A 21,902-nucleotide genomic window follows, 5' to 3' on the forward strand; every position below is an offset into this window, starting at 1 on the left:
AACACCAGCGTGGGGGGTCGATGAGCAGGATAGCTGGGTGTTGGTCGCAATTCGGACAGTTCATTCGCGCGGCGCGCTTCGTTCTGCCGGTTGTCCTTTTTCCGTTGATCGTGATTGTCCCGCAATCTGCAATTTCGGCCGACGCGACGCTGAAACTGCTGCTTTGGCAGGCTCCGAGCACGCTCAACCCTCATTTGGCGCAAGGTATCAAGGACCAGACCGCCAGCCGCATCGTCTATGAACCGCTGGCCAGCTTCGACCGGGAGGGACGTCTCGTTCCCTTCCTTGCCGCTGAAATTCCGTCACTCGAGAACGGAGAAGTGAGCGCCGACGGCCGTTCGGTCGTGTGGAAACTGAATCAGGGTGTAAAATGGTCCGACGGCCAACCTTTCACGGCAAAGGATGTGCTCTTCACCTACAACTATATCACCAATCCGGATGTCGGCTCCGCGAGTGTCGGTCCTTACAAGACGATCGACCATGTCGCGGCTGTTGACGACTACACCGTGCAAATTACCTTCAAGGACGTTAATCCTGCCTGGGCTTTGCCTTTCGTCGGCGTCCAGGGCATGATCCTGCCTGAGCATGTGTTTGCCCCCTACAATAACAAGGACGCGGCGACAGCGCCCGTGAACCTTGCTCCCATAGGTACGGGCCCTTACCGATTGAAGGAGTTTCAGACCGAGGACGTGCTCGTCATCGGTGAGGATGTCGTCAACACGGTCAATATCATCTTCGAGCGCAACCCGTACTATCGCGATGCCGAGAAGCTGAGCTTCGATGCGGTGACGCTTCAGGGTGGCGGCGACGCCGCGGTCGCTGCAAAGGCCGTGCTGCAGGCAGGCGTTGTAGACTATGCCTGGAATCTTCAGGTCGACGACGCCGTGCTCAAGGCACTCGAAGCGGGCGGCGTCGGCAAGGCGACGGTTTCCTGGGGGTCCTACGTCGAGCGCATCATGCTCAACTTCACCGACCCCAGCCGCGAGACCCCTAATGGGGAACGGTCGAGCGTGCAGTATCCACATCCCGCACTGTCCGACAGCAGCGTGCGCACCGCTCTTTCACTTGCCATAGATCGGCAGAAGATAGCGTCACTCTACGGCCGCGCGGGCCGAGCGACCAGCAACATTCTGGTTGCTCCAGCGATCTTCAACTCCCCCAACAGTGAATGGGCGTTCGATCCCGAAAAGGCGAAGCTGATCCTCGACGAGGCAGGATGGAAGGATAGCGATGGCGACGGCGTGCGCGACAAGAACGGCGTTCCGCTCAGTTTCCTGTTTCAAACGACCGTGAATTCCGTTCGCCAGCGAACCCAGGAGATCGTGAAGGCAAACCTTGAAGCAATCGGTCTCAAGATTGAGAACAAGATGATCGACTCGAGCATTTTTCTCGGTTCAGGGCCCGACAGCACCAACTCACGGAGGCACTTCTACGCCGATATGGAAGAATACGCCTACGGCAACAAGAGCCCCGATCCCGGCAGTTACATGTTTGGCTGGACATGTTCGGAAGCGGCACAGATGGCCAACAACTGGTCGGGGTCGAATTGGGCCCGATATTGCGACGAGGATTACGATGCTCTCTATCAGGCTTCGACCATCGAGGTTGATCCGGCCAAACGCCGTCAGATCCTCGTACGAATGGACGATTTGCTAATTCTGGACGCTGCGGCGATTCCGCTTGTGCACTGGGCCGACGTCAGCGGAGTTTCCAACGAGCTTGATGGTTTCGACCCGACACCCTGGGATTCCGAAACTTGGAACATCGCCGATTGGAGCCGCAAATGACGGCATCAAGCTGGAATACCGGTGCAATGCAACGCTTTATCGCTTTGACGACGTTCGCGCTGCTTGCAGTTGCGCCACAGTCGGCCTTCGCGGCTGATAGGACCCTGAAGCTCCTGTTCTGGCAGGCGCCAAAACTTCTCAACCCGCATCTAGCTCCAGGTGTGAAGGATCAGACCGCCAGCCGGATCATTTATGAGCCCTTGGCGAGTTTCAACAGCGAAGGGCGCCTGGTGCCGTTCCTCGCAGCGGAAATTCCGTCCCTGAACAACGGCCAGGTCGCCGGCGACGGCAAGTCGGTCATTTGGAAACTGAAGCCAAATATCAAGTGGTCGGACGACGCCCCGTTTACCGCGAAGGACGTAGTCTTCACGTATTCCTATATCACCAATCCGGAAGTGGGCTCTTCAAGCGTCGGGACCTATAAGTCCGTCGATAGGGTCGAGGCACTCGACGACCAGACGGTAAGAGTAACGTTCAAGGACGTCGATCCCGCCTGGGCGCTTCCCTTCGTCGGCATACAGGGGGCGATCCTGCCGGAACACATTTTCGCCCCCTACAACAACAAGGCGGCGGTGGACGCACCCCCGAACCTGGCTCCAATTGGAACCGGTCCGTACCGCCTCAAGGAGTTCCGTACGGAGGACGTGCTGCTTATCGGMGACGATGTCGTCAACACGGTCAAGATCATCTACGAGCCCAATCCGGAGTATCGCGACCGCGCCCATCTGGGGTTTGATGAAGTGACGTTGCAGGGCGGCGGCGACGCAAAGACGGCCGCCGACGCAGTGCTCGGCAAAGGCGTCGTCGACTACGCGTGGAACCTTCAAATCGGCGATGCCGAATTGCAGGAACTGGAAGCGAAGCAAATCGGCAGGATAGCTCTCTATTGGAGCTCTTACGTCGAGCGACTGATGTTAAATTTCACCGATCCCAACCGGGAGACCTCGGATGGCGAGCGAGCAAGTGTCGTATTTCCCAATCCGATCTTGACCGATCCTAAGGTCAGGCTGGCCCTGGCGAAAGCCGTTGACCGCAAGAAGATCGCAGTGCTTTACGGCAGAACCGGTCGGCCTACTGCAAACCTTCTGGTCTCGCCGGTTCTCTACGACTCTCCCAACACGACTTGGGAATTCGATCTCGAAAAGGCGCGCGCGCTCCTGGACGAGGCTGGCTGGCGTGACACCGACGGTGACGGCATCCGTGATAAAGATGGTGTCCCGTTGGCGCTGTCGTTTCAAACGACGGTCAATTCGGTTCGCCAGAAGACACAGACGATTATCGGCGCCGATCTGACCGCAATCGGCATCAAGGTCCAGGACAAGCAGATCGACTCGAGCGTATTCTTCTCGGCTTCGCCAGACGATCTAAACACGAGTCAACACTTCTACGCGGACATCGAGGAATTCGCGACCGGCAATAAGAGTCCCGATCCGGGAAGCTATATGGTCAAGTGGACCTGTGCGGAGGCTGCTCAAAAGAAGAACAATTGGTCAGGACTGAACGAGTCCCGCTATTGCAATGCCAAATATGATGCGATGTTCCACGCCTCTGAGGTGGAGATCAATCCAGAAAAACGGCTCAGCCTCTTCGTGGCGATGAATGATCTTTTGATTGCAGAAGCCGCCGTTATTCCAATTGTCGTCTGGGCAAATGTCGCCGGACTTCGCAATGATATACTAGGCTTCAATCCCACACCTTGGGATTCCGAAACCTGGAACATCGCGGAGTGGCGGCGCAAGCAATGACGGCCGGAATGGGTGACACGGAGAATAAGGAGCCCGTAGTCGCAGGAAATCGCCCGTTCTATGCCGTTCCATTGCATGCGCTCGTTCGCGCGGCTTCGCCGGCTCTCAGAAATCTCAACATCGGCGGCAAGCTAACCGTCGGATTCGGCATTCTGGCGGCGCTTACCTTGCTGGTTGTCGGTCTGAACTATATGGGTAGCCTCGATGCGGTCACAAGCATCAACAGAACCACCAACCTGAGCGCCCCGAGCGCAGTAGCCTCGGCGCAGGCGCAGGCTGACCTACTGAAAATGCTTAGCGCCGTGCGTGGCTACCTTGCGCTCGGCGAGGAGACTTACCGCGACGACTACATGGCGGCGAAAACCGCTTTTCTCGCGGATATGCAGTCGCTCGAACTTCTCCTCCAGGAAAGAGCGAGCGCAGAAGTCGACATCCAACGGGAAATGCAGGAACTCCACGAGAAGCTCGCCTCGTGGCAACCGTTGACTGACCAGCTTTTCGACCTGCGTAACGATCAACTCCGGCGGGAACCAGCCCTTAAACTGCTTGTGACGGACGCCAATCCGATGATTGCCACGATCGTCGGGACGGCCAAGGCATTGATCCTGGCGCAGCAAAAGCGTGACGCGACGTCAGAGAACATGGCGTATCTAGCCGACCTCGCGTCTTTCCAGAGTTCCTTCTATGCCATGGTCGCAGGGTTGCGCGGTTATGTGACGACCAGACGAGACGGCTTCAAGTACGAATATGAGGCGAACCTGACGATCAACGATGCCGCCTGGAAGAACATAACGGATGCGAACGCCATACTCACGCCGAACCAGGAAAAGCTCGTTGACAAGCTGTCGAAGACGCGTGCTGCCTTTCTGCAATTGCCAGCACAAATGTTTGCCGCGGTCGAAGGCGAACATGCGCGCGAGGACCTCTTCGTATTCCGCACACAAGCCGTTCCGCTCGCTGAAGGAATGCTCCAGATTCTGGACGAAATCGCAAAGGTCAAACAGCAGAGACTTCAGGCGGATCTCGCCAGCGGTCGCGACCAGCTCGAGGGGGCGCAGCGTGTCATCATGATCGGCGGCGTGGCTGCCGCTATCCTTGGCCTGATCTTGGGCATGATCTTCCGCGAAAGCATCGCAGGGCCGATCCAGCGCCTGACAGGCATTGCAGACCGTGTTCGCCAGGGCGATCTCGCCGCACGAGCCCGGGTCGAATCGGGCGATGAGATCGGCGCGCTCGCGTCAACATTCAATGACATGACGGCGCAGTTGGGCGCCAATCTCGGCGACCTCGAGAACCGCCGCAGGGAGCAGGAAGAGCTCGCGTTGCGATTTCGCCGCCAGAGTGAATATCTGACTGCACTGCACGATACGTCGCTTGGCCTGATCGCGAGGTTGGATCTGACCGAATTGCTTTCGGATCTGACGACCCGCGCTGCAGGTTTGCTGGGCACGGAGCATGGCTATGTCTATCTTGTAGACGAAGCTGGCGAGTGCCTTGAACGCATGGTCGGCGTAGGCGTTTACGCGAGACAGCCGGCTGGCCAGCAGCTCAAGAGCAAGGAAGGTGTGGCGGGCACCGTCTGGCACTCTGGCGAGGCGCTTGTCATAGACCAATATCAGACATGGCCGCGGCGTGCGGCTGCCGCGGCACAACTCGACGTGACGATAAGGGCGATCATGGCGGTACCGCTCACATCCGGCGACAAGGTGAGTGGCGTGCTCGGCATTGCCTACGACGACGATTCGGCACTCGAGTTTGGCACCGAGGAGGTTGAGCTTCTCAAGCGCTTCGGGCAGCTCGCCTCGATCGCCCTGGAGAACGCGCGGCTGCATACTGCGACGGAATCTGCCAAGAGCCAGGCAGAGGAAGCCGGAGCGCGGATTGGCGAGCAGAACCGGACGCTGGAAGCAGTATCGAGCAAGCTATCGAAATACCTCTCGCCTCAGGTCTTCGCCTCGATCTTCTCTGGCAGGCAAAACGTCGAGATTTCGTCTGCCCGAAAGAAGCTGACGGTTTTCTTCTCCGACATCGCCGACTTCACGGCGACGACAGACAAGCTTGAGTCCGAAGAGCTTACAGACTTGCTCAATCACTATCTGACTGAGATGGCGAAGATTGCGTTAGACCACGGCGCGACGATCGACAAATTCATCGGCGATGCGATCCTGGTCTTCTTTGGTGATCCCGAAACCAAAGGTGTGAGGGAGGATGCGCTTGCCTGTGTTCGAATGGCGATCGCCATGCAAGCGAGGATGCGAGAGTTGCGCGCCGAATGGACCGAAGCGGGCTTTGCGCTACCTTTCCATCTGCGAATTGGCATCAACACGGGTTATTGCACCGTGGGTAATTTCGGTAGCGAAGATCGGATGGACTATACGATCATCGGGGGGGAGGTGAACCTCGCATCGAGACTGCAGAGCCACGCCGACCTCGGCGGCATACTGCTAGCAGGCGAGACTTTTGCCCTAGTCAAGGACGAAATCGAAGCTGAGGAGTTGCCTCCATTGACCGTCAAGGGCTTCTCCTATGACATCAAGACCTATCGGGTTATCGGCCCTCGCATCGATCGAGAGAATGCCACGCCTTCGGTCCATGTGGGCGACCTAAAGTTGGAAATAGATTCCGCCCTGAGGGGCGCCGATCGCGTAAAGGCGATCAAGGCGCTCGAACATCTTCTGGCAACCTTACGCAATTAGAAACTTTCTTTGTCGCCGTCGCCAGCAATGTCTGTTTGCGGGAGGGAGCGAAGCGGTCTCTACGGCCGAAACGGGGGCGCAAGGCAGCCGTTCCGCGATGCAAACCTCTATGTCCGCAATGGGCTCGTCCATCCATAGTGCGGTAAAGGCACAGTTCCTAACCGCACGGCTCAAGCTCTCGCCGAAAAGGGATTGGCCCGGGTTTCGTGGCACAATAGCGGAATGACCTATTGGGTCATCACTGACAAGGGCCGAGAAACGGTTGCCGCCCACGGCCAACCCCACCGCCCCTGAAGAATGTGGTGGGGACTACTCCTGCCGCATCCGATCAAACTCTTCAGGCGGCAGAACAGCCTGACGAACGGCATCAACCTGCGGAAGATACGACTTCCACATCGGCTGCCCCTCAAACTGAATATTCTCTGGATGTCCTTCCAGACGGCAAAGAGCGCGAGCAGCAAGCTCACGCGGGCTTCTCTTCAGATTGCTCATCGTCAGATCATACCACACCCGCAGAACATGGTGCGCAGTGATGGCCAGTGGTGAAATCAAGCGCCGTCGCGCCGCTGCATATCGCAAAGGTCTCGAACATGCTGCGTTGCAGGCCGCAAGGCTGGTAGATGCTGCTGTGGAAGAGCGCTGGGAGACCGGAAGGCCATGGCGTCATGGCGGCTCTGGCGCTCGATATCCGCGCCTTGACCCCGGAGGTGATCGGGTGAGCTTGCTGCCTCCAGATCCAGGCTGCTTGATTTTGTGGCAAAAGCTGACGCGCGCCGCGACCGTGCGCGCGACGCCAAGGCGAATGAGGAACTGACATGCAAGGCAAACGAGCGGCCATCTACGCCCGATTCTCCACAGATCTCCAGAGCGAAAGGTCAGTTGATGACCAGATCGCCCGGAGCGGCGCCTGCCGTGGCGAGTTCAAGCTCGGTGACGGCCGATACTGTTACCCGCTGACGGTCACCGACCAGGCGTCACGCTAGTGAAGCCTTCGAATCGACAAAGGAGGTGGGGGTGTTCGAGGCGTTCCGCCGGTTGTTTGCCGAACATGGCCTGCCAAGCGCGATCCGCAGTGACAACGGCCTGCCGTTCGCCAGCCCAAACGGCCTCTACAATCTGTCGAAGCTGTCAGTCTGGTGGCTGCGGCTCGGCATCGCGCTCGAGCGCATCATGTCGACCTGGAGCAGAAGACCTTGCAAACCATCGACAACCCGTTCGGCACGAGGTTGTCACCCATGTCTTAGGTACGCTCTGTTACCTATGTCTTCGGTATGGACAGGCATTGAATGGTAGCGGAGGAGGGATTTGAACCCCCGACACAAGGATTATGATTCCTCTGCTCTGACCTACTGAGCTACTCCGCCACTGGTCAACGGTGCCGTTCGCAATGAGGCGGCCCGTGGGATGAGCGGCTTATAAGGTGCGGTTCGCCGTCATGTCAAGCGCGTGATCAAGAAAATGCACAGCCTGTTTTTAAGCGGCAACGGAGCTTGTGAGCAGCGCCTTCAGCGACGCTTCGGCCGCCGGTTCGCGCTCCGAGCGTTCGATGAAGCCCCCGCCGTAGACGCGAGCGTTGTCGCCTGGCGCCGAGTAGAGGGCGCAGGCCTGGCCCGGCGCGACACCTGCCTCGCCGACAGCCAGATCGACATAGATGCCGGTCTGATCGGCATGCAGAACGGCCGGCGTCGGCGCGCGGGTCGAGCGCACCTTGGCGAAGCAGGCAAAGCCCTCGCCCGAAGCCGCCTGCAGCAACTGCTCGTCGCCCAGCCAGTTGACGTCGCGCAGATAGACGCGATGCGTTTCCAGCGCTCGCTTGGGGCCGACGATGACGCGGCGCGAACGGGCGTCGAGGTAGACCACATAGAGCGGCTCGCCGGTGGCAACGCCGATGCCGCGGCGTTGGCCGATGGTATAGTGCAGGATACCCTCGTGTTGGCCGAGCACGCGGCCGTCGAGATGGACGATCTCTCCCGCCAGCGCCGCATTCGGCTTCAGCTTGTTGATGATGTCAGTGTACTTGCCCTGCGGCACGAAGCAGATGTCCTGGCTGTCGGCCTTGTTGGCGACGACGAGGCCCATCTCCTCGGCAAGCTTGCGGGTCTCGGCCTTGGGTAGACCACCGAGCGGAAAGCGCAGGTAGTCGATCTGCTCCTGCGTCGTCGCAAACAGGAAGTAGCTCTGGTCGCGGTCGGCATCGGCCGGGCGGTAGAGCGCGCGGCGCGCGGGGTTTCCTGGCTCGGGGTTCGGCCGCGAACGGATATAGTGGCCAGTCGCCAGCGCATCCGCGCCGAGTTCCTTGGCCGTCTCGAGTAGGTCGGCGAACTTGACAGTCTGGTTACAGGACACGCACGGGATCGGCGTTTCGCCAGCCACATAGCTTTCCATGAAGGGATTGATCACGGTGTCGCGGAAGCGCTTCTCGTAATCCAGCACATAGTGCGGAATGCCGAGCGTCTCGCAGACGCGGCGCGCATCGTCGATATCCTGGCCGGCGCAGCAGGAGCCTGCGCGGTGAACGGCGGCGCCGTGGTCGTAGAGCTGCAGCGTGATACCGAGCACATCATAGCCCTGGCGTTTGAGAAGGCCAGCCACGACGGAGCTGTCGACGCCGCCGGACATGGCGACGACAACGCGTGTATCTTCCGGTTTCTTGTCAAAATCCAGTGTGTTCACGGGGTGCTGCCAATTCTAAAGCGTATCTCGATCCGCCCTGCCATGCGCAGATCCGGCGGACGTTCATCTCTGCCGGCGGGATCGGCCGCAGGCACTTTCGTTGGCGAGGATATAGAAAAGATTGGGTTCGGGCGCAAGAGGCGGGGGGTGGCGAGGTCCAGACGGGTGTGGCGCGACAATTTAGATGGGAAGCGCGACGATCAGGATGAAGAGTCAGGTGGTCGCGATTTGGAGAAGATGGACTGCGGATCAGTGGGTTGCAAGGGTTATTTTTCGCCATTGTCGCGGCGCGTCAGCGGACCGGTTTTCTGGATTGTCGCGGAGCGTCAATCAGGATGAGAGATGTTTGTCGCGGGCCGSAGTGATCGCAGCAGARAGCCGGCCTCCGTTTGAAGCGGAAGGCCGGCYTTCAATTGTGCGACAATCTATGTTGATGTTTGTTTGTCGCGGCGCGTCAATCAGCGAGGGCTGAGGCCAGCGTTGCGGTGGCACCGTCGCTGTTTTCCGTCAAACGGGATATTGCAGTTTTGCGCCTGTAGCTCTCGACGTTCATCTCGAAGATCGTCGCATGATGAACCAGTCTATCAATGGCGGCCAAAGTCATCGCTTTATCTGGAAAGACCTTGTCCCATTCACCGAAAGGCTGATTTGCGGTGATGAGCAGCGAGCGGCGCTCGTATCGCGCACTGATCAGTTCAAAGAGCACACTGGTTTCCGCTTGATCCTTGGTCACATATGCCATGTCGTCGAGCACCAGCAGATGATACTTGTCGAGCTTTGCGATGGCCCCTTCCAGATCGAGATTGCGACGGGCGGCTTGCAGTTTCTGAACAAGGTCGGTGGTACGGGTGTACAGCACCCGCCAGCCATTCTCGATCAGCCCGGCGCCGATGGCGGCCGCCAGATGCGATTTTCCGCCGCCTGGCCCGCCAAACAGCATCAGATTRGCGCCGTTCTTCAACCAGACATCTCCCGCCACCAACGCCATGACCCGGGCCTTCGAGACCATGGGCACAGCCGTGAAGTCGAAGGTATCGAGGGTTTTTCCTGGAGGAAGACGCGCTTCGGTGAGGTGGCGCTGCATACGCCGCGTTTCGCGTTCGGCGACCTCGAACTCAGCAAGTGCCGCCAGCAGCCGAGAAGCCGGCCAGCCTTCCGTGTCAGCCCGCTCGGTGAAGCTGTGCCAGGCCCTGGAGATGCCCGGCAACCGCAGATCGGTCAGCATCAGGGACAGGCGCGCGATATCGACAGGATCATTGGGTCTCATGCCATGACCTCCGAACGAGTGCCGATAAGACTATCGTAATCGACCAGTTTACCCAGCTTGACGTTGACATGCGGAACACAAGTCGGGTTCGGCGCGAACCGGGTACGCATGCCGTCAAGTGTCGGCAAGGTTCCCGCATCGAGCTCGTTCTGGATGGCCTCGGCCAGTGCGGCCTCGACATTACGCTCATGGGCCAGGCTCAGCAGTTCCACCGTGAGACGGCAGGCATCGCGTTCCGGCAGCGCCTCCATGGCGGCATGGTAGAGATTGCGATAGGCATCCCTGGGGAAGAGCTGATCGCGATAGCCGAGTCTGGGCAAAGCTCCCGGCTTCTGGCGCAGGGAATGAATGACGTGACGGTAGTTCACGACATGCTGGACGGGGCCAAGCTGGCCTCTGACGCGCGGCAGCTTCATCAGGGACGTGCCGCCGAGGAACAGTTCGATATGCTCCTTGAAGAGCCGTGCGCGCAGCCGATGGCCGATCAGCCGGGAAGGAACGGTGTAGAAGACCCGGCGAAGGGTAAAGCCTCCGCTGCTGGTGACGTAGACGATCTCGTCTTCGCCTTCGGGCTGGCGCTTGCGCGGCAGCGCCAGCAGGCTTTCGCGCTCAATGGCGATCTCCCTGGCCCGACGGGCATTGCGCTGGCCGACGACCTCATCGATGAAGGCGGCAAAACTGCTGACGTCGGCAAAGTCCCGCGTTCCGCGCAGCAGAAGAGCATCTTCCAGTTCCCGCTTCAGATCGCCATGGGATCCTTCGACCGCGCCATTCTCGTGGGCGACGCCGCGATTGTTGCGGCTGGCCTTCATGCCGTAATGGGCGCAAAGCGCGTCATACCGATCTGTCATGTCCTGCGCGGTATCGGCATTGAGATTGCGGAATGCAGCCGAAAGGCTGTCCGTGCGGTGATCGCGCGGTGCGCCGCCGACAGACCAAAGGGCGTTCTGCAAACCACTTGTCAGCGCGGCAAAACTCTCGCCGCCTTCGACAATCTCGGCATGCTCGAAGCCGCTATAGGCCAGCCGGAAGTGATAGAGCAGGTACTCGAAGATCACGCCGGCGATCATGACCTTGAGGCCCGGTGCGTGGGTAAAATCCGACAGCCCCATGCGTCCCGGCTCGTGAACCTGCCGGAACATCACCTCCTGATCTTCGCCATGGATCGCACGCCACGCGCGGATCCGGCGCTCAAGWGTGCGGCGAATACCAGAACCGAGTTCGGGRTGACGCTTGCAAAGCTCRCGAAGAATRCCGACAGGCCGCAAGCCCGGAGCGCTTTGCAGCAKGGGAACMACCTCTTCGGTGAATATCCCTTCCAATGGATCAGGCCGACGTCGTTCGTGTTTGGCCTTCTTCTCGCTTGGTGGACGGGGATCTGCTTCGATCCGATAACCAGTGGATGGGCTGAACCCTGATTTGGCGGCCGCGACAGGGACACTGTGCTTCTGGCGATTTTGCATGTAGAGCCTCGATTGTTGATCCGTGATGTGTCTGCCGGGCATTCATTCTTCCTTTGAGCGGGAAGAAGAAATGCACCCGACACATCGCGATCACCAGACGGCGTGAACCCCTATGTGGGTTCGCGCCGTCGCCAGGAACGTCCCTCCGGTCGGGCTACGCCCTCCCTCCGTGACGCTCCTGGCGACGCTCCCATCCTGATTGACGCTCCTCCCAAGTTGATTGTCGCGCCGCAGACGGGCAAGCGATGGGCAGGGATTGGCAGCTCTGCGGTGCCCCCCCTCGTCCCAAGATCGCGCGATTATGTAGGAGCCGCCTCCAAGCGCCAAATGCGGCATTGAGATCGGGTCTCTTGGCCAGCCCCTAACTTAAATGTGGAATACTATCGGCCGCAAAACAAAAACTTTCGATAGGTCGAGGTTGCGGCCAAGGACGGGTTCGAGCGTGTGGGGAATTTCGAGCCTTGGCGGTTCGTTTCCCGTGTCCGGCGCGGTCTTTTCACCGAGTATCCTGTATGGAGACTGCGCATGGCGTGGTGCTGACCATGGAGGAATGAGGTGCTGCCGAGTTTCCTGAGATTGAGGCGCGTTACGAGCGCCACCTTGCGAAGATGAAGCGCTGAAGTTTGCCGGATCGCGTCAGGCGAGCGCCGCGCATAAAACATGATATATAATTCATATTTACCTCACAAAATGTATCTCTATTCATCTCGTTTGATCTTGCCTGACTTAACAAAATGTATCGTAAATCATATTTTGACGCAGATATGGATTATGAGTCATGAGGCAAGGCATGTTCGCGTCGTTCCTAAAACAGGTGAAGCCTTTGAGGAAGGCTGCGTCGATGTCTCAGCGCGATCTGGGAGAGCTGATTGGCCTAGATCAGGGTTATGTCTCTCGCCTTGAGCGAGGAGTCATCAACCCGGAAGCAGCCACCTTACAGGCTGTGGCCGAAGCACTGCAGATGCAGATCGTCTTCGTTCCCAACCGGGCAATCGGCCGCGTCAATTCAATCATCTCCGAGTACTTGGCACCGCCATCCGGCCCTCACAAGCCCTACGAGGGTTCAGTGCTGGAAGATGTGTTCATCCCTGATGGCTATGATGGGGAAGACGACGAAACACCTACGCGGGGCGCGACAGCGGCAAAGCAATGAGCAACACGCTGTCCGTCTTTCTGAGATCCGGCAAGCCAGATACTCAGGTTGGAACCTTGATCAAGAAGTCGCCCGTACAGTCGAAAAGGCGGCCGACACCTGGGGCAAGATGATGGAGGATCTCCCACTGTCAGGCGAACACGCTCGGATAATCATGGATCGCGTGAAGACACTTCGACTCATCGCGGACACGAAAGTCGCGTTCTAGCCTCAGCGACCCGAAGCCGATCGACCCTGACAACTCGGTATGGTACGCACTTCCCATGTTCAGATTGATACGAATAGAGCTCCCACAACCCAACGCCTGATCGGCGAGCGCGCTCGTATTGTCCCCTTCAAAGGCCCTGAACATGGAAGATATCAACAATATCAACGTGCCTGCCGTATCCGAGATTTCCTTCAGCTCCGATGACCTGGAGGTCCTCCGGAGGGTAGAAATATTGGGGCAACCAGCACTTCCTGCTCTCGCCCTACTGCCGGACCTTCACGCTTAAGACCCTCCGCCAGGCACCGAGGAAGATACCTTCAAGACGTTTTGCCTGATCCGCTGGCCGGAGACTGGTGGCCGTCCCGTGTGCATCAACTGCGGGAACAAGCGCTGCCATCCGATCCGACGGCAGTGCTTCAAATGCCAGAAGTGCCGTCGCGAATTCTCGGTCACCTCGAAGACGGTCTTCGCCTTCCGGAAGATGCCGTTTCGCGACATTCTGACGGCGCTGTGGCTGTCCGTGAAGAGCGTGAAGGCAAAAGCGCCCTTCAACTCTCCCGCGAACTCGGATGCCGGTACAAGACCGCCTGGGTCTTCCTTATGAAGATGCGCGAGGCGATCGCCACCAGGCGTGAAGACACGTTCTCGAAGGCGAGATCCACATCGACGGCAAATATGCGCTATTCTGTGGCAGATGCCACCGTGACCGCAGCCGGCCCGAAGCGGACGAAACAGGCTCGACGGTCAAGCCTCTTCGACTGTGCGTCAGCGGAGGACCTCACCGCATAGCCTCTGCTATGCGTAGCAAGGCTGCATATATGATCTCCGGATCACTTGGTGCAACGGCATTTCGGGTCAGCACTTCGGCGTTAGCGACAATCTCGTGGGCCGCACGCAATGCCGACCGCCCGTCCGGCGTAAGTTCGGTAGCTAAGACCCTACCATGTACCGGGTGGGCCGTTCGCTTGATGAGACCGTCCCGTTCGAGTGTCGCTATGATGGACTGCATCGTCTGCGGTGTTACGAATGCCCGCCGCGCCAGTTCCGCACTTGACAAGCCCGCGCTGAACTCAAGCCCCGCTAGTACCGAGTACTGTGGGGTCGTCAATCCGATGTTTCTAAGTTCCGTGTCGAGACGGCCCCGCAGCGCTTGCTGCGCCCGCTTCAATGCATATCCGAGCGAGCGGTAGGTGTCATCTATCGGCGGATCAATCAGGCTGGACATATCAGCACCCTTATATTATATCAGGGCCCTGACGATACTGCGTCAGGTAAAAAAAGGAAAGATAGCTCATGCCTCGCCTCATTGGACCGGATTTCATCGGGATACAGACGAAGGATCTGGACGCCGCACGGACCTTCTATCGCGACATTGTCGGGCTTACGCCATCGGCAAAAGCCCCTCCGGGCGCGGTTGTTTTCGAAACGCACCCCATCCCATTCGCCGTCCGCACGCCGATCGAGGACTTTGACGACACCGAGAAGCTGGGGGTTGGTATCGCGATCTGGTTTGGCTGCGACGACGCTGACGAATTGCACGCTCATCTGTGCGAGCGCGACGTGCCTATAGCTTTCCCGCCGAAGGACGGTCCGTTCGGACGCTATTTCGCCTTCGTCGATCCATTTGGCTATACGATAACTGCGCATACCGTCCCAACAAAGTAGTTGAAACCGCGTCTGCATAGAACGATTTGACCCTAACGATCGCGGCAAAAAGGCGGTCCAGAAGGACCCGCCACTGTTCCGCGTTCCCGCCAATCAGATACGAGTGATCGGTCTGAGCCGACCGACCACTGCTTGGCGGGAAGCGGCACCTTTGGGACTAGGTGCATGACATGCCAACAGGCTGTTAGCGTCGACCGAGGCAATCATATCGAAGGGTGGGGCCGGCCCCCTAGAAAGCGCGGACAGCCAATGACCGCAATTGGACCTCGAGAAAGCGCGTCCTAATCAATGTCGGTCACCGCGATGCGGCCAGCATTACGTCCGCACCGTCCATGACATAGGTCGCATAGCGATGGTCGCGGATCAGGCTTATCTTTTGCCCCAGCCATTCGAGCAGCATGAAATATGAAGGACCGCCCGACGGTTCGGCTGATACCAGCAATATTTCCCGGCCTTCCAGCCAAGCCGGTTCGATTCTGACCGGTGGATATTCGGCATAAAAGGTGAAAAATCGACCGACATTGGCGGCGTCAGAGATTTCCGGCCGGCGCGCCTGACGAAGCCGAACATCCTGCGCCAGCATGCGACGCAGAGCATCCCAGTCTCGGGCGTTGAAGAGCGCTGCAAAGTTCAGGACCTCGGGACTCGGCGGTGGCGGAACCTCGGACCGCACGTCGGAGATGGCGCGCAATCTCGCCCGACCGCGCGACAGATGGGCCTTGACGGCATCGACACTCAGTTCCAGAAGCGCTGCGATGTCCGCAAGTGACTCTCCCAACACATCCTTGAGGATCACCGCGCTGCGTTGCGGCACCGGCAATTCTGCAAAGTGGCCCAGGGCGACCCGCACCGCGTCCTGCCGGATCAGCGCGTCCTCCGGGCCGACGGCGCTGATATCGGCCAGATCGAAAGCCATCTCAAGTGGCTCCGATCGGCGCGTACTGCGCTGGCGCAGGGCATCTATGGCTCGATTGTGGACAATGCGAAATAGCCAGGGTCGCAGCGGCGTGCCCGGCGGGATCGAGCCAGCCGTCGTAAATACCCCGGCAAACGCGTCCTGAATCACATCCTCGCCGTCGATCACCGAACCCACCAGACGAGCAGCATAGCGGTGCAGTTCGGGGCGAAGCGCGTCCGCTTCCCTGGCCAGGGCTGCGAGCAGCGTTTTCCTCTCTTCGTCTTCGAGAGCAGCATCTTCTGTCATTCGATGACCGTCACACCCGTATCTCCACGCACCGCGTAGACCATGGCCTCGGCGAGGCCTGTCCTGCCGATCAGGTCGGCGACCATATCGCCAAAAGCCCGCGGCGTCATGTCCGGCCAGGTGGCGGCCTGTTCGGCAAATGTCCGACCCGCCGCCGCGGCATAGGCCGCGATGCCGGTATCGCCCACACCGGTTCCGGCGAAGATCTGCCGGGGAACGATGACCCGGAAGCGCAGACCCAGGCCGAGTTCCGCCGACAGGCCCTCGGCATATTTTGCAATGAACCACTGCGCGCGCTTGGCTCCCGCATAACCGCCCGATAGCGGCGACCCCTGCACGGCGGCTCCGCTGGAGACCAGAACGACAAGCCCGCCCGGCGTCATCGGCAACGTCAGAGCAGCCTGTACCCAGTGCAGCGCGGCCTTGACGTCCACATTCCAGTTGGTCGTGAATGCCTCCCAGCCAATCCGGTCGATCCGTTCCATGGGCGGTTCTGCACCGGCATTCATGATGACGAGATCGGGTCGCGTCTGCTCCATGATCCGCCATGCCGTGTCGACATCGGTTGCGTCAGCCGATATCGCGGTGACGGCCGGTTGCTCGCCTGGCCCCTGCACGGCCGTCGCGTTTCGGGCTACCACGGTGACTTCGGCCGCGCGAGCCACAAATGCCTCGGCGAGCCCCCTCCCCAAGCCGCGGCTCCCGCCGACGACCACGATTCGCTTCCCTTCCAGATCCATCTCTCAGTCCTCATTTGGGTCGGATTCGACCGCTCGACGACGGTCGCAACTACGACGTTCCAACGAGGTGAAAAGAGTCATCGCCAACAGCGATTTGTGGGGGCCAGCGTCTAAAAGTCTGACTCGACCGAAATTCGACGGTGATCGATTTCGGCCGAGAACGGATCAACACGGACCAGCGAGTACGGCTTGATCCTGCGATGCTCACTTCGTGGACAGACAGGAACGGAGGTCTTATCGTCGTGGCTATGGTGACGGCATCACTCAAGGTGTCGCACCGAGCGCGGACAGTCGGTTCAGAAATCGCACCAAACCCGCGACATGCTTCCAGCGTTTCGGCGTGCGTACAAGGCTGTCGATGCCAGCCGCCTGCGGCGCGCGCATGTCGGCGCTGGTTTCGGCTCCCGTCCGTTCGTCGAACCGGTCGGGAGGCGGTGAATAGATCTTGCCCTGGTCGAGCGAAAGAATGGTCAACGCTGTCAGCATCGCGAAATCTCCTTGCGGCCTGCGCCCGGTGGCGCAACGAGGAGTACTCTCGATGAAGCGAGCAATTTGTGTCCTCAAGCAAGGCACAAAAAACTCCAAAATGTTCCAAAGGAATCTGCAGCCGGTCAGCTTTCGGGGAGGCCGGCGAGCCGCAGGCCGGCAAGGATGGCGGCGAGCCGGCTCGGATCCTTGGCGGGTTGCCCGGCCCTTATGCTGGCGATAGTCACGCCCGGAGCCATTCTCGTCAGCTCGCCGAGGAAGTGATGCGCCTCTTCGATGCGTCCAAGATGCGCGTTTGCGGCGATCAGCATCCAGTATGTCGGATCGAAGTTCGGATTGACCGCGAGTGCGCGCGTGGCCGACTCCAGCGCCTGTTCATAGTTGCCGAGGATCACCTGCGCGTGTGCCGTTCCGCAGAGCGAGATGTGCGCAAAGAGGTCGAGTGGCGAGAGCCTGCTCGCGCGATGGAACAAAACCAATGCGCTGGCCACGCTCCCGCAATGGAGGCTGGCGACGCCCGCCGCTGTCACGACCTGCATGTTGTTCGGATTGGAATCCACCGCCGCGGCGAGCACTGCCATTCCCCAGTCGTACTCCCTGGCCACCTGCACCAGCGCCATCGCGCAATGCGCCATCACCGTCGGATCGCCAGCCGCCTTCTCCAGCCCACGCCGGGCCAGCTCGAAACACTTTTCCCGGTCGTTGGCGCCGACTGCCGGCCATCCCATCGTAATGCGGTGCTCCAGGCGCCCAGGCCGCATGGGCAAGCAGGTGTGCATTGTCGGGCTCCAGCACCAGAGCCTTGGTGAGCAGTTCATAGGCAAGAGCGTTCTCGCTCGCCGATTCCGCGAGTATTTTGGATAGCGCATTGAGAGAGGCGTCGTAGGCCGCAATGCTCCCCGGCCGTTCCCGCCGCGAGCGTTCGATTTCCGCGGTCCTGATACGAGGCTCGACGACCGTTGCGACGTTTTCGGTGATCCGGTCCTGGAAATGGAACACGTCGTCGAGCGCGCCGTCGAAGGTTTGCGCCCACAGATGCGCGCCGCTGCCGCCATCGATGAGTTGCGCCGTTATCCTGAGTTGTTGTCCCGCGCGCCTGACGCTCCCTTCGAGGACATAACGGACGCCGAGTTCTTTGGCCACCTGCCGCACGTCGACGCTGCGCCCCTTGTAGGCGAATGTGGAGTTGCGGGCGATGACCGAGAAGCTTCTGAAGCGGCTGAGCGCCGTGATGACGTCGTCCACCACGCCATCCGCAAAATACGCCTGCTCGACGTCGCTGCCGAGATTGGCAAAGGGCAGAACAGCGAGCACCGGAAACGGAGCGTCCGCCGCCTCCGCCGCAGCACCGGTACGAATAAGGCGATAACCGACGCGCGGCACCGTCACAATCCATTCCTGCCCTTCTGGTGTCTGTCCAAGCGCCTCGCGCAAGGCAGCAATTTGGACGGTCAGATTGCCTTCCTCGACGATCAAACCAGGCCAGCCTCGCTCCATCAGGTCAGACTTGGAGACAATCCTTCCATCGGCGTCGAAGAGTGCTTCGAGCAGAGCCAGGCCGCGTTGGCCCAGAGCCACGGCCTTGCCGTTCCGCTGCAGCAGGCCGCAAACGGGATCCAGGACAAACGGACCGAAAGAAGGGCGCGCGTGCATCGTGCGGACAATATATCCGCTGGCCCAACCCATGGAAACTGACAATCTCGCAGCTTGGCGGCTGGCGGGCAGCTTGGGCTGATAGCGCTACGACTGAGACGGATTTGCGTTGGCCGACGCAACCGCACTTACCCGGTGATGCGGAATCCAGTCGGGATCTCCGCGAGCGTCGTCCGTTGCGTCTCCACGCGGGAGACCGATGCACCGGAGGGTCCCCGCCTGAAGCGCTCGGTCATGGTCGAGATCGCGGTATCGGCTCCCGAGATCAAGGCGACGACCGACCCGTCCGCTTCGTTGCGAACCCAGCCCGTCAAACCGAGTCGCGCCGCCTCGTCGCGCGTCCACACGCGGAAACTCACGCCCTGTACCTTACCCGTTATTCGCACCAGAACGGCCTCGTAACCATCGGACATAGCTGCTTCCCACCAGGCACCAACTGTAAGATGGAACGATCCGAAGCGCATGCAAGGGACGTCGGGGCATTGTGCCAATCGGAATGCCCATCCGCGTGTAGCTTAAGGTTACATACTTGTGCATTCGCAATCTAGGCGCACCATTCCATCATCAGGATTGCCGCCAAGGGAGGAATGCCATGAACATGACAAAGCGCGATTTCACCAAAGGCTTGGTTCTGGCTGCGGGCTTCCTCGGGTTTGCGCCGGCGAAGGGCGGAGCCGCTGTCCAGATTTCTCGGCAAGCCAGCGCCCAAAGCCGCGCCCGCTGCTGAATTCGTCAAGCCACTCTCGCCGGACGAAGAGAAGACGTCGCCCGAGTTTTTCAACATCCTCAACTGTATCTTGCAATACTGCCCAACCGATCCTTCGGAAATCGAACTTAGAAAACGCTTCGCCACTATCGGCGTTGAGGCGGTCAAGGCCTTCGACGCGAACAAGCTCTCTCCCGAAGTAAAAACGGCTGTCGAGCAGGGAATGGCAGATGCCTGGATCGATTTCGCGACCTTGCAGAGGGAGGAAATCGACACCGGGAAAGTGACCTCCGGTGATCTGTTCGGCACCCGGCAGTATCTGAAGAACAACTACCTCTACCGCATGGCAGGCGCCAGGCTCGGCATCGGCGCTGACGGCTGGCGAGGGCGAGGTCATCGCCGATCTGGATTTCACGCTGATAGACGCGCGCAAACGGCTCATGGACTCGCGCGGTCACTACAGCCGCCCCCAGCTGCTGAGTCTGCTTATTGATCGGTCGCCGATGGGCAGGACTGCTACAACTTCTTACAAAACTCGCCCGCGCGGACACGTCGCAGATACATGCATGCGGTTCAATCGCCTTGTGATCGGCAAGGCTAGGCAAGCATTGGCGGTGCAGCATTCCCCCGCGGGGAAACCCAAAGCGGGTGGCCACGTAAAACAGGGCTCACAATTCCGGCCGCAACACGGTTGGTGGAACCAGAGATTGAGGAAAAGCGACATGACGATGAAACGAGTGATGACAGCGGCGTTGCTGATACTGGGCGGCGCTCTTTCCGGGCAGTCTGCATACGCACAACAGCTCCAACGCACGGATCTTCTAAGAAGCGACCTCAGCGTCGCCGAACGCGAAGTTTTGCAAGTGCGCGTGGACTTCGAGCCCGGCGCGGTCTCGATCAAGCACAGGCACCCAGGCGAAGAGGTGGCCTATGTCCTTGAAGGCACGCTCGAATACCAGCTTGAGGGCAAGCAGCCCGTCACGCTCAAGGCCGGCGACACCTTGTTCATTCCGGACGGCGTGGCCCATCTGGCTAAAAACCTGGGCGATGGCAAGGCGTCCGAGCTTGCGACCTATATCGTCAGGAAGGGGCCGACGCTGGTCCAGCCCGCCGAGTGACCGGCGACACCTGAGGAGGTATGAAATGACAACGCTGCACCTTGCCAGGCTTACGCGCCGCACACTGCTTCTTGGCGGAGCGGCGGTTGCAGCACTGCCTGTGTTTGCGCCCGCCATGGCGGCCGTCCAACCGGCCACCGTCAACGCCCCCAACGCCGATATCCGGCCGTTTCGCGTCTCTGTGCCGCAAGAAGCCCTGGACGATCTCCGTCGCCGTCTCGCCCAAGCGCGCTTGCCTGAGGAGGAAACCGTCGGTGATCGCTCCCAGGGCGTGCAACTGGCCGAGCTCCAGCGGCTGGTGACGCGCTGGGCAAACGGCTACGACTGGCGCAAGGCCGAGGCGAAGCTGAACGCGTTGCCCCAGTTTCTGACCAGCATCGACGGTCTGGATATTCATTTCATTCACGTCAGGTCACGCCACCCGAACGCCATGCCGCTGGTCATGACCCACGGTTGGCCGGGCTCGATCTTTGAATTTCTTCAAGTCGTAGGTCCGCTCACCGATCCCACGGCTTACGGGGGAAGTGCCGACGATGCCTTTCATCTGGTCCTTCCATCGATGCCCGGCTTCGGCTTCTCGGAAAAGCCACGCGACACCGGTTGGAACCCGCAGCGTATCGGTCGCGCCTGGGACACACTGATGAAGCGCCTCGGGTATCAAGCCTACGTTTCGCAAGGTGGGGACTGGGGTGCGATAGTCTCGGATGCCATGGCGCGCCAGGCGCCGGCGGGGCTCCTGGGCATTCACGTGAACAGGATAGAGCGCTCCACGACGGTTCCGCCGGAGATTGCCAGCGCATTGAAGAACGGCCAACCCGCTCCGGCAAATCTGAGCAGCCAGGAAAAGGCGGTATTCGATCAGATAAGAGAGTTCCTGAACCAGGGGTTCGGATATGCCGCGATCATGGGGACCCGTCCGCAAACGATCGGCTACGGGCTGGCCGACTCTCCAGTGGGACTGGCGGCATGGCTTTATGACAAGCTGGCTGACTGGGTGTTCACGCGCGGCAACCCCGAAGCGTCGATCCCTCAGGACGATATCCTCGACAACTTCACCTTGTATTGGCTTACCAATACGGGTGCGGCCAGTGCGCGGATATACTGGGAAAACGCAGCCTCCAATGCCAAGCTCACTCCCATCACAATCCCTGCGGCGGTCAGTATTTTCCCCGGCGAGGTATACAGGCCGCCGAGGAGCTGGGTGGAGCGGGCCTACAGCAATCTCGTCTACTACAATGAGGTCGACAAAGGCGGTCATTTCGCAGCCTGGGAACAACGGGACCTGTTCTGCGCCGAGCTGCGCAGTGCCTTCCGCACACTCAGGACCTGATCGCCGTG

The 21,902-nt window shown here is 59.8% G+C and carries 17 protein-coding genes, 1 tRNA gene and 4 pseudogenes; 11 read left to right on the forward strand and 11 right to left on the reverse strand.

The genetic code is table 11. The annotated features are described in order from the left end of the window. Positions 1-20 precede the first annotated feature (20 nt). The 3 genes from AC1DMK_RS08150 to AC1DMK_RS08160 are packed head-to-tail and all read left to right on the forward strand — an operon-like array spanning position 21 to position 6,228. Positions 21-1,787 (forward strand): peptide ABC transporter substrate-binding protein, encoded by a 1,767-nt coding sequence (locus AC1DMK_RS08150; RefSeq protein WP_477858239.1) that lies wholly within the window; start codon positions 21-23, stop codon positions 1,785-1,787. Next, positions 1,784-3,532, forward strand: a complete 1,749-nt coding sequence (locus AC1DMK_RS08155; RefSeq protein ID WP_477858241.1) for a peptide ABC transporter substrate-binding protein — start codon at positions 1,784-1,786, stop codon at positions 3,530-3,532. Before AC1DMK_RS08150 ends, AC1DMK_RS08155 begins: the two co-directional genes overlap by 4 nt. Next, on the forward strand, positions 3,514-6,228 hold the full coding sequence (locus tag AC1DMK_RS08160) for an adenylate/guanylate cyclase domain-containing protein (protein WP_477858243.1): 2,715 nt from the start codon (positions 3,514-3,516) through the stop codon (positions 6,226-6,228). The genes AC1DMK_RS08155 and AC1DMK_RS08160 overlap by 19 nt, the downstream gene beginning before the upstream one ends. 309 nt (positions 6,229-6,537) lie before the next feature. On the opposite strand, the gene AC1DMK_RS08165 is transcribed toward AC1DMK_RS08160, so the two are convergent. Further along, positions 6,538-6,720, reverse strand: a complete 183-nt coding sequence (locus AC1DMK_RS08165) for a hypothetical protein (RefSeq protein ID WP_477858245.1) — start codon at positions 6,718-6,720, stop codon at positions 6,538-6,540. Between the two features lie 419 nt (positions 6,721-7,139). Between AC1DMK_RS08165 and AC1DMK_RS08170 the strand changes: the two are divergent. Next, a pseudogene (locus AC1DMK_RS08170) lies at positions 7,140-7,398 on the forward strand (IS481 family transposase); the annotation flags it as partial. A 117-nt stretch (positions 7,399-7,515) separates the two neighbouring features. Here the strand turns inward: AC1DMK_RS08170 and AC1DMK_RS08175 are convergent. The 4 genes from AC1DMK_RS08175 to istA form a co-directional block, all read right to left on the reverse strand. Continuing rightward, a tRNA-Met gene (locus AC1DMK_RS08175) sits at positions 7,516-7,592 on the reverse strand. A 109-nt stretch (positions 7,593-7,701) separates the two neighbouring features. Then, positions 7,702-8,901 (reverse strand): tRNA 2-thiouridine(34) synthase MnmA, encoded by a 1,200-nt coding sequence (mnmA, locus tag AC1DMK_RS08180; RefSeq protein ID WP_477858247.1) that lies wholly within the window; start codon positions 8,899-8,901, stop codon positions 7,702-7,704. Positions 8,902-9,355: 454 nt separating this feature from the next. Next, entirely contained in the window at positions 9,356-10,168 is an 813-nt protein-coding gene (gene istB / locus AC1DMK_RS08185) for an IS21-like element ISRm9 family helper ATPase IstB (RefSeq protein ID WP_477858249.1), read from the reverse strand. Continuing rightward, positions 10,165-11,673 carry an IS21 family transposase gene (istA, locus tag AC1DMK_RS08190; RefSeq protein ID WP_477858250.1) on the reverse strand — a complete coding sequence of 503 codons (1,509 nt, stop codon included), beginning with the start codon at positions 11,671-11,673 and terminating at the stop codon, positions 10,165-10,167. Before istA ends, istB begins: the two co-directional genes overlap by 4 nt. A gap of 736 nt (positions 11,674-12,409) precedes the next feature. Between istA and AC1DMK_RS08195 the strand changes: the two genes are divergently transcribed. The 3 genes and pseudogenes from AC1DMK_RS08195 to AC1DMK_RS08205 all read left to right on the forward strand — a co-directional run bounded on the left by AC1DMK_RS08195 (position 12,410) and on the right by AC1DMK_RS08205 (position 13,781). After that, positions 12,410-12,784, forward strand: coding sequence for a helix-turn-helix domain-containing protein (locus tag AC1DMK_RS08195; protein WP_477858252.1), 375 nt, complete (start codon positions 12,410-12,412; stop codon positions 12,782-12,784). A 542-nt stretch (positions 12,785-13,326) separates the two neighbouring features. Beyond that, positions 13,327-13,371: pseudogene (locus tag AC1DMK_RS08200) on the forward strand (hypothetical protein); the annotation flags it as partial. A gap of 41 nt (positions 13,372-13,412) precedes the next feature. Beyond that, positions 13,413-13,781: a hypothetical protein gene (locus tag AC1DMK_RS08205; protein ID WP_477858253.1), complete on the forward strand. Its 369-nt coding sequence runs from the start codon at positions 13,413-13,415 to the stop codon at positions 13,779-13,781. Here the strand turns inward: AC1DMK_RS08205 and AC1DMK_RS08210 are convergent. Then, complete coding sequence (locus AC1DMK_RS08210; RefSeq protein ID WP_037069138.1) at positions 13,771-14,217, reverse strand: MarR family transcriptional regulator; 447 nt, start codon at positions 14,215-14,217, stop codon at positions 13,771-13,773. The two genes, AC1DMK_RS08205 and AC1DMK_RS08210, sit on opposite strands and share 11 nt — an antisense overlap. Before the next feature lie 68 nt (positions 14,218-14,285). Between AC1DMK_RS08210 and AC1DMK_RS08215 the strand changes: the two genes are divergently transcribed. Next, positions 14,286-14,657: a VOC family protein gene (locus AC1DMK_RS08215; protein WP_477858256.1), complete on the forward strand. Its 372-nt coding sequence runs from the start codon at positions 14,286-14,288 to the stop codon at positions 14,655-14,657. A gap of 295 nt (positions 14,658-14,952) precedes the next feature. Here AC1DMK_RS08215 and AC1DMK_RS08220 read toward each other — a convergent pair whose 3' ends face one another. The 5 genes and pseudogenes from AC1DMK_RS08220 to AC1DMK_RS08240 form a co-directional block, all read right to left on the reverse strand. Beyond that, the gene (locus tag AC1DMK_RS08220; protein ID WP_477858258.1) at positions 14,953-15,861 is read right to left on the reverse strand and encodes an RNA polymerase sigma factor; all 909 of its coding nucleotides are present in this window, start codon (positions 15,859-15,861) and stop codon (positions 14,953-14,955) included. After that, a complete protein-coding gene (locus AC1DMK_RS08225) occupies positions 15,858-16,601 on the reverse strand; it encodes an SDR family NAD(P)-dependent oxidoreductase (protein WP_477858260.1) in 744 nt (247 codons plus the stop codon). Before AC1DMK_RS08225 ends, AC1DMK_RS08220 begins: the two co-directional genes overlap by 4 nt. Before the next feature lie 264 nt (positions 16,602-16,865). After that, positions 16,866-17,087: a hypothetical protein gene (locus tag AC1DMK_RS08230; RefSeq protein WP_477858262.1), complete on the reverse strand. Its 222-nt coding sequence runs from the start codon at positions 17,085-17,087 to the stop codon at positions 16,866-16,868. A gap of 125 nt (positions 17,088-17,212) precedes the next feature. Beyond that, positions 17,213-18,740: pseudogene (locus AC1DMK_RS08235) on the reverse strand (winged helix-turn-helix domain-containing protein). 128 nt (positions 18,741-18,868) lie between these two features. Continuing rightward, positions 18,869-19,153, reverse strand: coding sequence for an acylphosphatase (locus AC1DMK_RS08240; protein WP_037069152.1), 285 nt, complete (start codon positions 19,151-19,153; stop codon positions 18,869-18,871). Positions 19,154-19,405: 252 nt separating this feature from the next. Here AC1DMK_RS08240 and AC1DMK_RS08245 point away from each other — a divergent pair. From AC1DMK_RS08245 to AC1DMK_RS08255, 3 genes and pseudogenes are all read left to right on the forward strand, one after another. Then, a pseudogene (locus AC1DMK_RS08245) lies at positions 19,406-19,813 on the forward strand (DUF1254 domain-containing protein); the annotation flags it as partial. A gap of 355 nt (positions 19,814-20,168) precedes the next feature. After that, positions 20,169-20,564 carry a cupin domain-containing protein gene (locus AC1DMK_RS08250; protein WP_477858264.1) on the forward strand — a complete coding sequence of 132 codons (396 nt, stop codon included), beginning with the start codon at positions 20,169-20,171 and terminating at the stop codon, positions 20,562-20,564. A 25-nt stretch (positions 20,565-20,589) separates the two neighbouring features. After that, on the forward strand, positions 20,590-21,894 hold the full coding sequence (locus AC1DMK_RS08255) for an epoxide hydrolase family protein (RefSeq protein WP_477858266.1): 1,305 nt from the start codon (positions 20,590-20,592) through the stop codon (positions 21,892-21,894). The last annotated feature ends 8 nt before the right edge of the window (positions 21,895-21,902 follow it).

This window comes from Rhizobium sp. 05L419, assembly GCF_056397845.1.

What these genes read in the sequence shown, in the direction of transcription:
- AC1DMK_RS08150 (WP_477858239.1), top strand. Translation starts at nt 21, where the DNA reads ATGAGCAGGATAGCTGGGTGTTGGTCGCAATTCGGACAGTTCATTCGC.
- AC1DMK_RS08165 (WP_477858245.1), bottom strand. Translation starts at nt 6,720, where the DNA reads ATGAGCAATCTGAAGAGAAGCCCGCGTGAGCTTGCTGCTCGCGCTCTT.
- AC1DMK_RS08195 (WP_477858252.1), top strand. Translation starts at nt 12,410, where the DNA reads ATGAGGCAAGGCATGTTCGCGTCGTTCCTAAAACAGGTGAAGCCTTTG.
- AC1DMK_RS08205 (WP_477858253.1), top strand. Translation starts at nt 13,413, where the DNA reads ATGCCAGAAGTGCCGTCGCGAATTCTCGGTCACCTCGAAGACGGTCTT.
- AC1DMK_RS08210 (WP_037069138.1), bottom strand. Translation starts at nt 14,217, where the DNA reads ATGTCCAGCCTGATTGATCCGCCGATAGATGACACCTACCGCTCGCTC.
- AC1DMK_RS08215 (WP_477858256.1), top strand. Translation starts at nt 14,286, where the DNA reads ATGCCTCGCCTCATTGGACCGGATTTCATCGGGATACAGACGAAGGAT.
- AC1DMK_RS08220 (WP_477858258.1), bottom strand. Translation starts at nt 15,861, where the DNA reads ATGACAGAAGATGCTGCTCTCGAAGACGAAGAGAGGAAAACGCTGCTC.
- AC1DMK_RS08225 (WP_477858260.1), bottom strand. Translation starts at nt 16,601, where the DNA reads ATGGATCTGGAAGGGAAGCGAATCGTGGTCGTCGGCGGGAGCCGCGGC.
- AC1DMK_RS08230 (WP_477858262.1), bottom strand. Translation starts at nt 17,087, where the DNA reads ATGCTGACAGCGTTGACCATTCTTTCGCTCGACCAGGGCAAGATCTAT.
- AC1DMK_RS08240 (WP_037069152.1), bottom strand. Translation starts at nt 19,153, where the DNA reads ATGTCCGATGGTTACGAGGCCGTTCTGGTGCGAATAACGGGTAAGGTA.
- AC1DMK_RS08250 (WP_477858264.1), top strand. Translation starts at nt 20,169, where the DNA reads ATGACGATGAAACGAGTGATGACAGCGGCGTTGCTGATACTGGGCGGC.
- AC1DMK_RS08255 (WP_477858266.1), top strand. Translation starts at nt 20,590, where the DNA reads ATGACAACGCTGCACCTTGCCAGGCTTACGCGCCGCACACTGCTTCTT.